The following is a 14,349-nucleotide window of genomic DNA, read 5'->3' as shown; positions in this document are numbered from 1 at the left end:
CTACGAGTGTAGAGTCATCACTACAGACGTAGAGGAGTAGATCATGCGCGGCACGGCGGTGGTGGTCGGTGGTGGCATCGGCGGGCTTTCGGCCGCCATCGGGTTGCGCAAGGCGGGCTGGCGGGTGCGCGTGCTCGAACGCGCACCGGAGTTCACCGCGGTCGGGGCCGGGATCAGCCTGTGGCCGAACGCGCTGCGGGCGCTCACCGAACTCGGCCTCGGCCCGCGGCTCGACCCGCTGCTCACCCCGCAGACTTCGGGCGGTCTGCTCGACCAGGACGGCCGCTGGCTGACCCGGTGGGACGCGGCGATCTTCGAACGCGCGCTGGGGCGTCCGCTGGTCGGCATCCATCGCGCCCATCTGCTCGACCTGCTGCTCGCCGCGCTGCCGGACGACTGCCTGGAGCCGGGCACCACCGTCGAGTCCGCCGCCGGGCTGGACGCGGATCTGGTGGTGGGCGCGGACGGCATCCACAGCCGACTCCGCGCGGAACTCCACCCCGCGCACCCGGCTCCGGTGTACAGCGGGACAACCGCCTTCCGCGGCGTCGCCGCCCGCACCGACGACGTCGCGCTCGGCGTCACCATGGGGCCGGGCGTCGAACTGGGTGTTGTTCCGCTCGCGGACGGGGACGTCTACTGGTACGCCGCGGTGAGCGCGCCGGAAGGGACCACTGTGGACGATCCCAAGGCGTATCTGCTCGGCCGCTTCACCGGCTGGCGGTCGAAGGTGCCGGAGTTGGTCGAGCGCACGGAAACCGTGCTGCACCACGACATCCACTGGCTCGCCGAGCCGCTGCCGAGTTACGTCGGGGGCAACGTGGCACTGCTCGGCGACGCCGCCCACGCGATGCCGCCGTTCCTCGGCCAGGGCGGCTGTCAGTCCATTGAGGACGCCGTGGTGCTGGCCGCGGCCGCCGCGCGCCACGACGACGTCAGTGCCGTGCTCGCGCACTACGACCGGGAACGACGCCCGCGCAGCCAGCGCATCGCGCGCAACTCGGCGAAGATGGGCGAGTTCGGGCAACAGCTGGAGAATCCGCTCGCCGTACGAGCCCGCAACACACTGGTCCGGCTGCTACCGGCGGGTCTCACCGTGCGCGGCTCGATCAGGATGTCCGATTGGACGCCACCGCGCATCGAGGCTCAGTCGCCGACCAGTCCGGCCTCGTAGGCCACGATCGCGGCCTGCACCCGGTTCTTCGCGCCCAGCCGGCTGAGAATCGTGCTGACGTAGGCCTTCACCGTGCCCTCCACCACGAACAGCTTGCCCGCGATGTCCGCATTGGACATTCCGGAACCGACCAGTGCCAGCACTTCCCGCTCCCGGTCGGTCAGCGTGGCGATCTGCTCGCGCGCCGCGGCCGCGCGGCTGAGGCGCTCACCGGAGAGCTGGGCGATCACCCGGTGCGCCACCTTCGGCGACAGGAACGCGGCCCCGTCCGCCACCGCGCGCACCCCGGCGACCAGTTCCCGCGGATCACCGGACTTCAGCAGGAAACCACCGGCACCGGCGGCCAGCGCGCGGCCGATGTACTCGTCCTCGGAGAAGGTGGTCAGCATGATCACCGCGGTCTCCGGCACCAGCCGCCGGATCTCCTCGGCCGCCGACAGGCCGTCGAGGTTCGGCATGCGGATGTCCAGCAGCGCGACGTCGGGCCGCACCGAGCGCACCCGCTCCACCGCCTCCCGGCCGTCGGCGGCCTCGGCCACCACCTCGATCTGCTCGTCCGAGGCCAGGATCGCGGCGACGCCGGCCCTGATCATCGGCTCGTCGTCGGCCACCAGCACGCGGATCAACGGTCCCCCTCCTCATCGACGATCAGATCCCGGCCGACCAGCCTGCCACCGGCGAAGCACAGCCGGTACGCGTGGTCGCTGAACTCCAGCAGGCTTTCATCGGTGCCGTAGTACTCGCAGACCGCCCCCGCCGGGATCGGCGGCTCCGCCAGCCGCGCCCGGTACTGCTTCTGCCGCGACGGCAGCACCGCGACCAGGTCGGCGCGCTGCTGCCCCAGTTCCATGCCGAAGTACGCCGACGCGTCGAGCTTCGAGGTGAACCAGTCGTGGGTGTAGAAGACCGCGCTGATCCCGCTGAACACGGCCAGCAGCGAAACCGGCACGCCAAGCCCGACCAGCAGCGTGCGGTTCGCCTTGCGCCGCCCCAGGTCCAGTGCCAGCGCCGCGTCGGAGCGTTCGGCCTCGGTCGCCGTGCTGTCGGCCGTGGGCGCCGCGTCGTGCGGCAGCCGTGCGCGCACCTCGAACCCGCGCGGGCCCGGCCCGGCTTCCAGCGTGCCGCCGACCAGCCGGACCCGCTCGCGCAGGCCGGTGATCCCGCGGCGACCTCCCGGCCGTCCCGGCAGCGGCCCGGCCGGCGGCGGATCGTTGCGCACCGACACCACCGTTTCGCCGTCGGTGTGCCGGACCTGGACCTCGGCGGCGGCGCCCGGCGCGTGCTTGGCCACGTTGGTCAGCGCCTCCTGGACCACGCGGTAGGCGGCGCGGTCGACCATCGGCGGCACGTCCTCGGCGGCGGCCAGCTCGGCGTCGATCCGCATGCCGGACGCCCTCGCCCGCTCCACCAGCGCGGAGATGTCCTCACCGACCGGTTCCATCGGCGCGGTCGCGTCTTCGCGCAGCATGCCGATGATCTCGTGCAGCCGTTCGGTGGCCACGCCCGCGCTCTGCCGCAGCTCCCCCGCCTCCGCGCGCCGCCGTTCGGACAGCTCGGGCGCCATTTCCAGGGCACCGGCCCGCAGCGCGAGCAGGCTCAGTTCGTGCCCGAGCGAGTCGTGCATGTCCGCGGCGATCCGCGCGCGCTCGCGCAGGCGCGCCTCGTCGGCGACGATGCGCTGCTCGTTCTCCAGCTGCTCGGCCCGCTCCCAGCCGTTGCGCACCAGGTCCTCGCGCAGCTTGAAGTACCGGCCCATCTGCCAGGTGAACCCCGCCGCGCAGACCATCGTGGCCACCATCGCGCCCCACCCGGCCAGCACGTCCTCGCTGACCGCCACCGCGACCGGCAACCCGGCCAGCGACGCGCCGCCGAAGACGAGCAGCGCCGGCTTCAGCTCCCCGGCCCGGCGCCCGGCGAAGAACCCGGCCACGACCATCAGCAGGATCGGCCACAACGGCACCCGGCCACCGAAGTTGAACAGCACACCGATGGCCGACACGCAGGCCACGGCCAGCGCGACCAGCGGCCACCGCCACGCGGTCGCCATCGTGACGGTGATCGCGAGCAGCCCGCAGACCAGCTCGACCGGGACCTCGGCGGTCCGGCTCTCGTAGGTCACCAGCGCGCACAGCAGCGCCCAGATGACCACCGTGAGCAGCCGTTCCCACCTGCCGCGTTTCTCGTCCCGCACGCCGGGAACGCTACTGGCCGCCAAGCGGCCAGCAACACTGCCGAAAGTCAATCCATCCGGCGTTCGAGCACCGCGACCGCCTCGGCCGCGCCACCCTCGGCGTTGATCAGTTCACCCAGTTCGGCAGCCCGGCTCGCATACGCTGGCTCGGTGGTCACCGCGCGCAGGGCCGCCGCGAGCGGGGCCTCGGCCAGCTCGCCGTACGGGATCGGCGCCGGTCCCACACCGAGGCCGTGCAGGCGGGCGGCCCACATCGGCTGCTCGACGTCCATCGGGATGCCGACCTGCGGACGTCCAGCCGCGGCCGCCGCCGAACTGGTGCCCGCCCCGCTGTGGCTGACCACCGCGGCGGCCCGCGGGAACAGCCAGTCGTAGGGCACCTGGTCCACCACCAGCACGTCGTCCGGCACCTCGTCGACCCGCAGCCCGCCCCAGCCGGCGATCAGCACCGCGCGCACCCCGGCCGCGCGGATGGCCGCGAGCACCGTGCGCGCGGTCTTCGCGGGATCGGAGCCGACCAGGCTGCCGAACGTGACACAAACCGGCGGCTCGCCCGCGTCGAGGAACGCGGTCAGCTCGGCGGGCGGGGTCCACTCCGGATCCGTCGGGAGGAACCAGTAACCGGTGGTGTGCACCGAAACCGGCCAGTCGGCGGGTGGCGGCACGACATGCCTGCTGAACGCGTTCAGCACGGTGACGTGCCCACCGCGCGGGTCGCGGAGGAAGTCGTGGCGGCCACGGCGTTTCGGCAGGCCGAGCGAACCGCGCCAGTCGTCGACCGTGCCGCGCAACGCCAGCCCGGCGAGCCCGTCGAGGCGGTAGGTCAGCCGGTTGAGCGCCTTCGGCAGGCGGACCGGCGCGGTCGCGCACGGGAACTCGCTCGTCGGCACGTTGGTCGGGAACAGCGACGCCGGCACGGACGGCACGCCCAGCTTCTCGGCGAGGTGGTGCCCGGCGGTGATCGGGTGGTGCACGATCACGTCCGCGCCGTCGGCGGCCGCCGACCAGCTGTCGTCCAGCGCCTCGCGGGCCGCCGCCTTGACCGCACCGAGCGAGCGAGCGACCGCGCCCGCACCCTTGCCGCTGTCCCTGGCCTGGCGGACCTCGTCGGTGTCGACGGCCTCGATCAGCGCGTCGGTGATCGGCCGGTAGTCGAGATCGCCCGCCAGTTTCGCCGAGCGCGCGGGCCCGGCGAGCCGGACGCCGTGCCCGGCCGCGCGCAGCGCCCCGGCCAGCGCGATGAACGGCTGCACGTCCCCCTGGGACCCGTAGGTCAGCAGCAGCGCGTCCATCTCACGCGGTGGTGACGCTGACGAAGTCGAGCACCTGCGGCCAGGAGACCCGGTAGGCGTTCACGTTGACCTCCTTGCCGTGGCGGGTGCGGTTGCTGAACCCGTGTTCGGCGCCCGGGTAGTGGTGGATGATGCTCGCTCCGCTCTCGCGCCCCTGGAGCGCGGACTGCAGTTGGGTGAAGCGCTCGGGCGGCACGAGGGAGTCGGCGCCCGGGTACAGCATCATCACCGGTGCCTTGATCCGCGCGCAATGGGCGATCGCGTCCACGGTGTGGTTCGGCGGGGTCTGTCCGGGCACCGTCGGGTGGTAGGCGACCGCGTTGACCAGGCGTTCGTCGCGACCGGCGAGGATCAGCGCGAACCGGCCGCCGAGGCACCAGCCGATCACCCCGGCCTTCTGGCAGCCGAGTTCGCCGAGCAGGTGGTCGAGCAGCCGGGTCTGCTCGGCGAGCGCGGTCTCGTCGTCGAGTTCGGCCAGCAGTTCCTGGAGGCGTTCGGTGGAGGTGTCGTCGCTGCTGGGGCCGTGCCAGACGTCCCAGGTCAGCGCGGTCACGCCGCGTTCGGCGAGCTGCTGGGCGTACTCGCGGACCTGCTCGCCGATGCCGGTGATCATCGGCAGGAGCAGCATGCCACTTTCGCTGCCGCCCGCCGGACGGGCCAGGTAGGCGGACAACGGGCCGACGGTGATGGTCGAAGTTTCGATCTCCGGTGCCATGAGTTCGACGGTAAACCCGGTGTCCATCCGGCATGATGCGGGGATGGCAACGAAGCGCAGCCTCGCCGAACACCTTGGCGGCTCCCTGCCCGCCGGGATCGACTCCCTGTCCGAGGCCGAGCAGGCCGTACTCGCCGACGCCTTCGGCGAAGCCCGCCGTCGGCAGTCGGCGGCGCTGGCCAGAGCCGCCGAAGAGGGGCTGAGTTACGTGCCTTCGCTGCTGCGCGGCGCGGTCCGGCGGGTGATGGGCCTGTGACCACCTTGGACAGCCGCGCCGAAGTGCTGAAACTGGCTCGCCTGCTCGACGCCGACGACGAGCGCCTGTCCTTTTTGGCCAGGCTGGACGCCCGCGAACTGCGGCGGCTGCGTGAGCGGATGACCGATGTGCTGTTCGACGCGAACCTGCCGATGCTGCGGCGGATGGCCGCGGCGAGCAAACTGCTGCCCGGCGCGGTGACCGCGAAGATCGCCGAACGCGTCTACGGCCCGCTGCTGTGCGCCCGGATCGCCGGCGTGATGGAGGCCGACCGCGCGGTCGACGTGGCAAAACGGCTCACCACGGCGTTTCTGGCCGATGTCGCGATCGAACTGGATCCGCGTCGGGTCAGCGAGATCATCGCGCGGATGCCGCGGACGCGGATCCTCGAGATCGCCGAGGAACTGGTGCGCCGCGAGGACTGGATCACCATCGGCCGGTTCGTCGGCCACCTCCCGGATGAGACGGTCGAAGCCGCCTTCGTCGTCCTGCACGACGTGGCTTTGTTGCACACGGCCTTTGTGCTGGACGACAAGGCCCGCGTCGGCCAAGTCGTCGAACTGCTGCCGGAAGACCGTTTCGACGGCCTGGCCGCCGCGGCCGCGGAACTCGACCTGTGGGTGCCCACCTTCGACCTACTGGCCCACATCGGCAACGGCGATCGGGAGCTGCTGGCAGGCGCCCTGCGCCGCCTGGACAAGGCTTCGGTCGCGCGGGCGCGGGAAAAGGCCGAGGAAATGGGCGTCTTGCACTACCTGGAGGCTTGAGGCACAGCACGGTCGCGGGGAACGGCGCGCACAGGATCTCCTAGTCCTCCCTCCTCACCCGAACCCCGCGCCGCCACACTGCCCAAGTCAGCGGTACCCCCGGCCGATAAGCCAAATGCGTCACCGAAGGCGCGTCCAGCACGTGCAGATCCGCCCGTGCCCCTTCCCGCGCATACCCCACGTCGTCCCGCCGCAAAGCCCGCGCCCCACCAGCAGTCGCCGCCCACACTGCTTCGTCGATCGACAGGCCCATCTGCAGCACGGCCGTCGCCACGCAGAAGGCCATCGAGGTGGTGTACGAGCTGCCCGGGTTCGCGTTGCTCGCCAACGCCACCACGGCACCGGCATCGAGCAACCGCCGCGCCGGGGCGAGCGGTTGCCGGGTCGACAGGTCGCACGCGGGCAACAACGTCGCCACCGTCGAGGAACCCGCCAAAGCGTCCACATCGGACGAAGACAGATACGTGCAGTGGTCCACGCTCGCCGCGCCATGGGCGACGGCCAGTCGCACCCCCGGCCCCTCGCCCAGCTGGTTCCCGTGCACCCGCAACCCGAGCCCGGCAGCCGAAGCCGCCGTCAGAACTCGCGCCGTCTGCTCCTCGTCGAACGCACCGGTCTCGCAGAACACGTCCGCCCAGCGCACGTGCGGCGCCACCGCGGCCAGCATCGGCCCGCACACCAGATCCACATAGGACTCGGCATCCGCGCCCGGTGGAACCAGGTGCGCCCCAAGGAAAGTGACCTCATCGGCCACCGCAGCAGCCAATCGAGCCGAGCGCTCCTCGTCCTCGACGCTCAGGCCGTACCCCGTCTTCGTCTCCAAACAGGTCGTGCCCTGCCGAGCCGCCTCATCCGCGTGCCGGGCCAAATTGGCAGCCAGGGCATCATCCGAAGCCGCCCGCGTCGCTTCCACGGTGACCGCGATTCCGCCTGCGCTATAAGGCTTTCCCGCCATCCGCGCCTCGAACTCGGCAGTCCGGTCACCGGCGAAAACCAGATGCGTGTGACTGTCCACCCAGCCTGGCAGCACCGCGCGTCCACCGACGTCGACCCGCTCATCGGCCTCCGGTGCACCCCGCCCGATCCACGCGATCCGGTCGTCCTCGATCACCACCGAGACGTCCCGCTGCTTCTCACCGGTGTTGGTGGTCAGCTCGGAAATACCGGTGATCAGTGTGCTCGCCACAGGTTCCCCATCTCCTCGGCCAATTCCGCCTCCGGGCGCCCGATCAGCCGGTGCGCCCGCGAACGCACCACGAACCGCCCGTCCACCACCACATCCGTGACGTCCGGCGCGGACGCGGCGAACCACACTCCCGACGGCTCGCTGCCCGCCGTCCGCACGGATCCCAGGTCCACGGTGACAAAATCCGCCGCCGCACCCGGCGCCAGCCTGCCGCATTCAGCCCAGCCGATCGCGGCGTGATCGGTGGCCGCGGCCAGCAGTTCGTCCACAGTGAACCGCCCGCGCGCCTCCGCGCGCAGCCGGTCGTTCAGTTCCAGCGCGCGGGTTTCCTCGAACGCGTCCACCACGGCGTGACTGTCGGTGCCCAGGCTCAGCGGGACACCGGCGTCGGCCAGCTCCCGCGCGGGGCCGATCCCGTCACCGAGATCCCGTTCCGTGGTCGGGCAGAAGCACGCCCGCGAGTGCGTCCGGCCGAGCAACCCGATGTCGGTTTCGGTCAGGTGCGTGGCATGCACCGCGACCGTCGACGCCCCAAGAACCCCGGCGTCGGCGAGCAACGCGGTCGGGGTTTTCCCGTGGTACGCCAAGCAGTCCTGGTTCTCCGCGCGCTGCTCGGACAGGTGGACGTGCAGCGGCCGCTCCCCCGCCCATTCGGCCACCACCGGCAGCTGGTCGACGGGCACCGCGCGCACCGAATGCACGGCGGCGCCCACCCGGACGAACTCACTCGACGGCCGGAACGCACCCGCCCGCACCGCCCAGCCGTCGGCGTCGCCGTCGCTGAACCGCAGTTGGTGCGCCCCGAGCTCGACACCGAAACCCCCACTGAGGTAACAGGTGTCGAGCAGGGTCAGCCGGATTCCGGCGTCCACGGCGGCCCGCGCGAGTGCCTGGCTCATCTCGTTCGGGTCGGCGTAAGGCTTTCCGCCCGGCGCGTGGTGCAGGTAGTGGAACTCGCCGACGCTGGTGAAACCGGCCAGCACCATTTCCGCGTAGACCCCGCGTGCGAGCCGGTAGTAGCTGTCCGGGTCCAGTCGTTCGGCGAGCGCGTACATCCGCTCGCGCCAGGTCCAGAAGGTGCCGCGATCGTGGTGCGTCCGACCGCGCAACGCCCGGTGGAACGCGTGCGAATGCCCGTTGGCCATACCCGGCACTGTCAGTCCATAAAGGACATGACCGGCCTTCGGCGCGCCCGGGGTGACCGACTCGATCCGCCCGCCGGAGACCTCCAGCAGCACACCGTCGGCCACCCCGTCCGGCAACCACGCCCGCTCGCACCAGAACGCCGTCATCGCGAAAGGTCCTCCAGCACGTCGGCCAGCGCACGCGCCCCGTGGTCGACGTCCGCCGCCTCGGCGAACTCCTCCGGCGAATGGCTGATCCCGGTCGGATTCCGCACGTAGAGCATGCCGGACGGCACGTGCGGCGCCAGGATCGCCGCGTCGTGCCCGGCCCCGGTCGGCAACTCCGGTACTCCGCCCAGCACCCCGGAAAGCCGGTCCCGCAGGCCGCCGTCGAAGGTCACCGTGTCCGAATAGGACTCCTTCGACACGGTGACCGAACACCCTTCGGCCTCCGCCGCCTCGGCCGCGGCACCGGCGATATCCTCGACCAGCGATTCGGTCAGCCCGGTACCCGGCACCCGCGCGTCCAGCCAGAGGTCCACAGTGGACGCGATGACGTTGGTGCCACCCGGCGTTGGCACCAGGCGGCCGACCGTGGCCCGCGCGTCCGGCACCTCGCTCGCGATCCGACGCACCGCGGCGACCGTGGCCGCCGCCGGCAGCATCGGGTCGCGGCGATCGGTCAGCAGGGTCGCGCCCGCGTGGTTTCCCTGACCGCGGAAGGAGAACCGCCACCGGCCGTGTGCGATCACCGTACTGCCAACGGCCACCGGCGAGTCCAGGTCGATCAGGCCGCGCCCCTGCTCGACGTGCAGTTCGAGGAACCGCCCGATCCGCGAAAGCGCCTCACGGTCCGGTCCGAACCTCGACGGGTCGTACCCGGCCCGCGAAGCCGCGTCGGCGAGCGTCACCCCGTCCGGATCCCGCAGCGCACGCGCCTTGTCCGGGTCGATCGAGCCGGTGAGCAACCGCGAACCCAGGCACGGCACGCCGAACCGGCCGCCCTCCTCCTCGGCGAACACCACCACCGCGAACGGCTTCCCCGGCGTGAATCCCTTGCGCTGCAGGATCCCGACGGCGTCGAGTGCGCTGACCACGCCCAGCGGGCCGTCGAACGCACCACCACCGGGAACCGAGTCGAGATGGCTGCCGGTCACCGTCGCGTCCGGCCCGGGGGCACCCCACCAGGCCCAGATGTTGCCGTTGCGATCGGTCTCCACGTCGAGCCCGAGCCACCCCGCCTCCGCGGTGAACCACTCGCGCAGCTCGGCTTCGGCCGGATCGAACGCGTGCCGCGAATAGCCGCCACGCGCCCGGTCGCGGCCGACGTCCATGATCCGGTCGAGCAAGCCGGAGGCGGTCATTCGGTCTCCTTCATCGGCACCCGCACGCCGCGCTCGCCCGCGACCTCGGCCGCGCGTTCGTAACCCGCGTCGACGTGCCGGATCACGCCCATGCCGGGGTCGTTGGTCAGCACGCGCTCGATCTTCTGCCCGGCCAGCGCGGTCCCGTCGGCCACGCAGACCTGCCCGGCGTGGATGGAACGCCCCATGCCGACCCCGCCACCGTGGTGGATGGACACCCAGCTGGCCCCGGACGCGGTGTTGACCATGGCGTTGAGCAGCGGCCAGTCCGCGATCGCGTCCGAGCCGTCGGCCATCGCCTCGGTCTCCCGGTACGGCGAGGCCACGCTGCCCGAGTCGAGGTGGTCGCGGCCGATCACCACCGGCGCGGTCAGCTCCCCGCTGGCCACCATCTCGTTGAACCGCACCCCGGCCAGGTGCCGCTCGCCGTAGCCGAGCCAGCAGATCCGCGCCGGAAGTCCTTGGAAGGCAACGCGTTCCCCGGCCAGCCGAATCCAGCGCGCGAGGGATTCGTTCTCCGGGAACAACTCCAGCATCGCGCGGTCGGTGGCGGCGATGTCCTCGGGATTGCCGGACAGCGCGGCCCAGCGGAACGGGCCCTGGCCTTCGCAGAACAGCGGCCGGATGTAGGCGGGAACGAAGCCGGGGAAGTCGAAGGCGCGCTCGCAGCCGCCGAGCTTCGCCTCACCGCGCAACGAATTGCCGTAGTCGAAGACCTCCGCGCCCGCGTCGAGGAAACCGAGCATGGCGTCCACGTGGTCGGCCATCGACTCGCGCGAGCGGTCGGTGAACTCGTCGGGCTTCTTGGCCGCGTAGTCGGCCCAGTCGTCGACCGCGACGCCCTTGGGCAGGTAGGCGAGCGGGTCGTGCGCGGAGGTCTGGTCGGTGACGATGTCCACCTCGACACCCCGGCGCAGCAGTTCCGGCAGCACCTCGGCGGCATTGCCGATCACGCCGACCGACAGCGCGCGCTTGTCCTTCTTGGCCGCGGTGACCCGGCGGATCGCGTCGTCCAGATCGTCGGCGATCTCGTCCAGGTACCGGGTCTCCACCCGGCGGCGGGCCCGCTCCGGATCACATTCGACAACCAGCGCGACCCCGTCGTTCATGGTCACCGCGAGCGGCTGCGCCCCGCCCATGCCGCCGAGGCCGGCGGTGACGGTCAGCGTGCCCTTGAGCGAACCGCCGAACTTCTTCTTCGCCACCGCGGCGAAGGTTTCGTAGGTGCCCTGGAGAATGCCCTGCGTGCCGATGTAGATCCACGAACCCGCGGTCATCTGGCCGTACATGGTCAGCCCGAGCTGCTCCAGCCGCCGGAACTCCGGCCAGGTGGCCCAGTCGCCGACCAGGTTGGAGTTCGCGATCAGCACCCGCGGCGCCCACTCGTGCGTGCGGAACACGCCGACCGGCTTGCCCGACTGCACCAGCAGCGTCTCGTCTTCGTCCAAAGTGGTCAGTCCGCGGGTGATCGCGTCGAAACTGGCCCAGTCGCGGGCGGCCTTGCCGGTGCCGCCGTAGACGACCAGGTCCTCCGGCCGCTCGGCCACCTCGGGATCGAGATTGTTGTGGAACATCCGCAGCGCGGCTTCGCTCTGCCAGTTCTTCGCGGTCAGCGCGGTGCCGCGGGCGGCGCGCACGGTCCTGCTCATCGGGTTTCCTCCAGTTTCGCGGTAACCACCTCAGTGACGGCACCCGAGGCGATGAGTTCTTCGGTGGCGGCGATCTCCGGCGCCAGGTGGCGGTCGGGGCCGGGGCCGGGTACGCGGGTGCGCAACAGGTCGCGCACCGCGGCGGTGACCGGGGCCGGTTCCAGCGGCGACCGGAAGTCCAGTGCGCGGGCGGCGGTCAGCAGTTCGACGGCCAGCACCGTGCGCAGCCCGTCGACCGCCTTGCGCAGCTTGCGTGCCGCGCTCCAGCCCATCGAGACGTGGTCCTCCTGCATGGCACTGCTCGGAATGGAGTCCACAGAGGACGGAACCGCCAGCCGCTTCAGCTCGCTGACCACGGCGGCCTGGGTGTACTGGGCGATCATGTGCCCGGAGTCCACGCCGGGATCGTGGGCGAGGAAGGCCGGCAGCCCGTGCGAGCGCGCCACGTCGAGCATCCGGTCGGTGCGGCGCTCGGCGATGCTGGCCAGGTCGGCCACCGGGATCGCCAGGAAGTCCAGCACGTAGGCGACCGGCGCGCCGTGGAAGTTGCCGTTCGATTCGACGCGGCCGTCCGGCAGCACCACCGGGTTGTCCACCGCGGCGGCCAATTCGCGCTCGGCGACCAGTTCGACGTGGGTCAGCGTGTCGCGCGCGGCACCGTGCACCTGGGGCGCGCACCGCAGGGAGTAGGCGTCCTGCACGCGGGTGCAGTCCGGGCCGCGGTGGCTGGCCACGATGCCGGACCCGGCGAGCGCGGCGTGGATGCGGCTCGCCGACACGGCCTGACCGGGATGCGGGCGCAGCGCCTGCAGATCGGCCGCGAACGGGCGGTCGGTGCCGAGCAGTGCCTCGACGCTCATCGCCGCGGTGATGTCGGCGAGGTCGAACAGGCGGCGCAGGTCCGCGCAGGCCAGCAGCAGCATGCCGAGCATGCCGTCGGTGCCGTTGGTCAGCGCGAGACCTTCCTTCTCGGCCAGCACCACCGGCTCGATCCCGGCCGACGCAAGCGCTTGCGCAGCCGGTACGACCTGCCCCTCGTACACCACCTCGCCCTCGCCCATCAGTGCCAGCGCGACCGCGGCCAGCGGCGCGAGGTCACCGGAGCAGCCGAGCGAGCCGTACTCCGGCACGATCGGGGTGATGCCCGCGTTGAGCAGGCGCGCCAGGGTGTCCGCGGTGACCGGGCGGACGCCGGTGTAACCGCTGGCGAGCGTGCGCAGGCGCAGCAGCATCAGCGCGCGCACGACCTCGGTCTCGACCGGCTGCCCGGCGCCGGCGGCGTGGGAGCGGATCAGCGAGCGTTGCAGCGCGACGCGGCTGTCCACCGGGATGTGCCGGACGGCGAGCGCGCCGAATCCGGTGGACACCCCGTAGGTGGGCTGGGTGGCTTCGGCCAGCGCGTCGATGTGCTGGCGGGCGGTGGTGAGGCTCTTCCGCGCGGACTCGGTCAGCTCGACCGTCGCACGGCCGCGCGCGACCGCGACGACCTGCTCCGCCCGCAGCGGGTCCGCGCCCAGGTGCACAGTTTCCGGCATGCCTGCCATTGGACCCCGGCGCGCGGGCGGGCAAAATCGGTGATCGAGTGGTTCCGTCTGGAATCCCAGACACCAGGAGAGAGCTTTGGGCACCAGTTCCGACGTTCCCGCGCTCCGGCGGGGTCTCGGCATCCTGCGCGCGCTGGCCGAACGCCCCGGCCCGGTCTCGGCCGGCGCCATCGCCCGCGACCTCGGCCTGCCCCGATCCACCACCTACCACCTGCTCGCCGAACTGGTGGCCGCCGGCTTTGTCACGCACCTGCCCGACGACCGGCGGTACGGGCTCGGCATCGCGGCCTTCGAACTCGGCTCCGCCTACCTGCGTCACGACCCGCTCGAACGCCTCGCCGCGCCGCTGCTGCGCAAGCTCGTCGACCGCGTCGAGCACAACGCGCACCTCGGCATCCTGCACGGCGGCGAAGCGTTGTACCTGATCAAGGAACGCCCGGCCCGGCCGGAAACCCTGGTCACCGACGTGGGCGTGCGGTTACCGGCGCAGCTCACCGCCAGCGGGCGCGCGATGCTCGCGCACCTGCCCGCCGCGCACGTCCGCGCGTTGTTCCCGTCGGCGGCGGCCTTCGTCCGGCGCACCGAACGCGGCCCGCGCACCCTCGCCGAACTGCGCGCCACGCTGAACGCCGAGCGCCGTCGCGGCTGGGCGGTCGAAGACGGTCACGTCACCCCGGGGTTCGCCTCGGTGGCGCACCCCGTGTTCGACCACGGCCACCGCCCGCTCGCCGCGATCAGCGTGACCTTCCGGCACTACTGCGACGCCCCGGCCGGTACCTGTGGTCAGGACTGGCCGGGGATCGCCGAAGAGGTCGGGCGCACCGCCGCGGAACTCACGTCCCGCATCGGCGGGGCCTGAACCCCGATGTTGTTACTGCCGTCTTCCCGCTTCGGCGGGAATGCCGAGCATGTCGAGCAGTTCCCTGCATTCCGTGGCATCGGAGGAGTGCTGCGCGACCGTGCGCGCCGCCCTGCCTTCCTGAACGTCGCGGTGGATCTTCTCCTCCGCCTTGACACCGGCCAGGTAGCTCGTATCAGTCGCCGGGTCGGTGACGCTGCTGCCATGCCTTGCCCAGGTCATCTGGCA

14 protein-coding genes are annotated in these 14,349 nt (G+C 71.8%); 4 read left to right on the top strand and 10 right to left on the bottom strand.

The window, feature by feature from the left end:
* Positions 1–43 precede the first annotated feature (43 nt).
* Positions 44–1,174 (top strand): FAD-dependent monooxygenase, encoded by a 1,131-nt coding sequence (locus YIM_RS06905; protein ID WP_153029539.1) that lies wholly within the window; start codon positions 44–46, stop codon positions 1,172–1,174.
* Here the strand turns inward: YIM_RS06905 and YIM_RS06900 are convergent.
* The 4 genes from YIM_RS06900 to YIM_RS06885 are packed head-to-tail and all read right to left on the bottom strand — an operon-like array spanning position 1,147 to position 5,372.
* On the bottom strand, positions 1,147–1,800 hold the full coding sequence (locus tag YIM_RS06900; protein ID WP_153029538.1) for a response regulator: 654 nt from the start codon (positions 1,798–1,800) through the stop codon (positions 1,147–1,149). The two genes, YIM_RS06905 and YIM_RS06900, sit on opposite strands and share 28 nt — an antisense overlap.
* Positions 1,797–3,365 carry a sensor histidine kinase gene (locus tag YIM_RS06895; RefSeq protein ID WP_153029537.1) on the bottom strand — a complete coding sequence of 523 codons (1,569 nt, stop codon included), beginning with the start codon at positions 3,363–3,365 and terminating at the stop codon, positions 1,797–1,799. Before YIM_RS06895 ends, YIM_RS06900 begins: the two co-directional genes overlap by 4 nt.
* 47 nt (positions 3,366–3,412) lie before the next feature.
* Positions 3,413–4,657, bottom strand: a complete 1,245-nt coding sequence (locus YIM_RS06890; RefSeq protein WP_153029536.1) for a glycosyltransferase — start codon at positions 4,655–4,657, stop codon at positions 3,413–3,415.
* A gap of 1 nt (position 4,658) precedes the next feature.
* The gene (locus YIM_RS06885) at positions 4,659–5,372 is read right to left on the bottom strand and encodes a dienelactone hydrolase family protein (RefSeq protein WP_153029535.1); all 714 of its coding nucleotides are present in this window, start codon (positions 5,370–5,372) and stop codon (positions 4,659–4,661) included.
* A 43-nt stretch (positions 5,373–5,415) separates the two neighbouring features.
* On the opposite strand from YIM_RS06885, the gene YIM_RS06880 reads away from it, so the two are divergent.
* Both YIM_RS06880 and YIM_RS06875 read left to right on the top strand, forming a co-directional pair.
* On the top strand, positions 5,416–5,628 hold the full coding sequence (locus YIM_RS06880) for a hypothetical protein (RefSeq protein WP_153029534.1): 213 nt from the start codon (positions 5,416–5,418) through the stop codon (positions 5,626–5,628).
* Entirely contained in the window at positions 5,625–6,395 is a 771-nt protein-coding gene (locus YIM_RS06875) for a hypothetical protein (RefSeq protein ID WP_153029533.1), read from the top strand. The genes YIM_RS06880 and YIM_RS06875 overlap by 4 nt, the downstream gene beginning before the upstream one ends.
* Before the next feature lie 40 nt (positions 6,396–6,435).
* On the opposite strand, the gene hutI is transcribed toward YIM_RS06875, so the two are convergent.
* From hutI to hutH, 5 genes are read right to left on the bottom strand one after another with little or no spacing between them, the layout of a single operon-like run.
* On the bottom strand, positions 6,436–7,581 hold the full coding sequence (gene hutI / locus YIM_RS06870) for an imidazolonepropionase (protein ID WP_153029532.1): 1,146 nt from the start codon (positions 7,579–7,581) through the stop codon (positions 6,436–6,438).
* Positions 7,566–8,873: a formimidoylglutamate deiminase gene (locus tag YIM_RS06865; protein ID WP_153029531.1), complete on the bottom strand. Its 1,308-nt coding sequence runs from the start codon at positions 8,871–8,873 to the stop codon at positions 7,566–7,568. The genes hutI and YIM_RS06865 overlap by 16 nt, the downstream gene beginning before the upstream one ends.
* Positions 8,870–10,069, bottom strand: coding sequence for an allantoate amidohydrolase (locus YIM_RS06860; RefSeq protein WP_153029530.1), 1,200 nt, complete (start codon positions 10,067–10,069; stop codon positions 8,870–8,872). The genes YIM_RS06865 and YIM_RS06860 overlap by 4 nt, the downstream gene beginning before the upstream one ends.
* Positions 10,066–11,718 (bottom strand): urocanate hydratase, encoded by a 1,653-nt coding sequence (hutU, locus tag YIM_RS06855; protein ID WP_153029529.1) that lies wholly within the window; start codon positions 11,716–11,718, stop codon positions 10,066–10,068. Before hutU ends, YIM_RS06860 begins: the two co-directional genes overlap by 4 nt.
* A complete protein-coding gene (hutH, locus tag YIM_RS06850) occupies positions 11,715–13,253 on the bottom strand; it encodes a histidine ammonia-lyase (RefSeq protein ID WP_153029528.1) in 1,539 nt (512 codons plus the stop codon). Before hutH ends, hutU begins: the two co-directional genes overlap by 4 nt.
* A gap of 85 nt (positions 13,254–13,338) precedes the next feature.
* Between hutH and YIM_RS06845 the strand changes: the two genes are divergently transcribed.
* Positions 13,339–14,121, top strand: coding sequence for an IclR family transcriptional regulator (locus YIM_RS06845; RefSeq protein WP_153029527.1), 783 nt, complete (start codon positions 13,339–13,341; stop codon positions 14,119–14,121).
* Between the two features lie 12 nt (positions 14,122–14,133).
* On the opposite strand, the gene YIM_RS06840 is transcribed toward YIM_RS06845, so the two are convergent.
* Entirely contained in the window at positions 14,134–14,343 is a 210-nt protein-coding gene (locus YIM_RS06840; protein WP_153029526.1) for a hypothetical protein, read from the bottom strand.
* Between the last annotated feature and the right edge of the window lie 6 nt (positions 14,344–14,349).

This window comes from Amycolatopsis sp. YIM 10, assembly GCF_009429145.1.
In the GTDB taxonomy this organism is placed as follows: Bacteria; Actinomycetota; Actinomycetes; order Mycobacteriales; family Pseudonocardiaceae; genus Amycolatopsis.
Note: the sequence above shows the minus strand (reverse complement) of the source record. Positions and strands in the feature narration are given on the sequence as shown.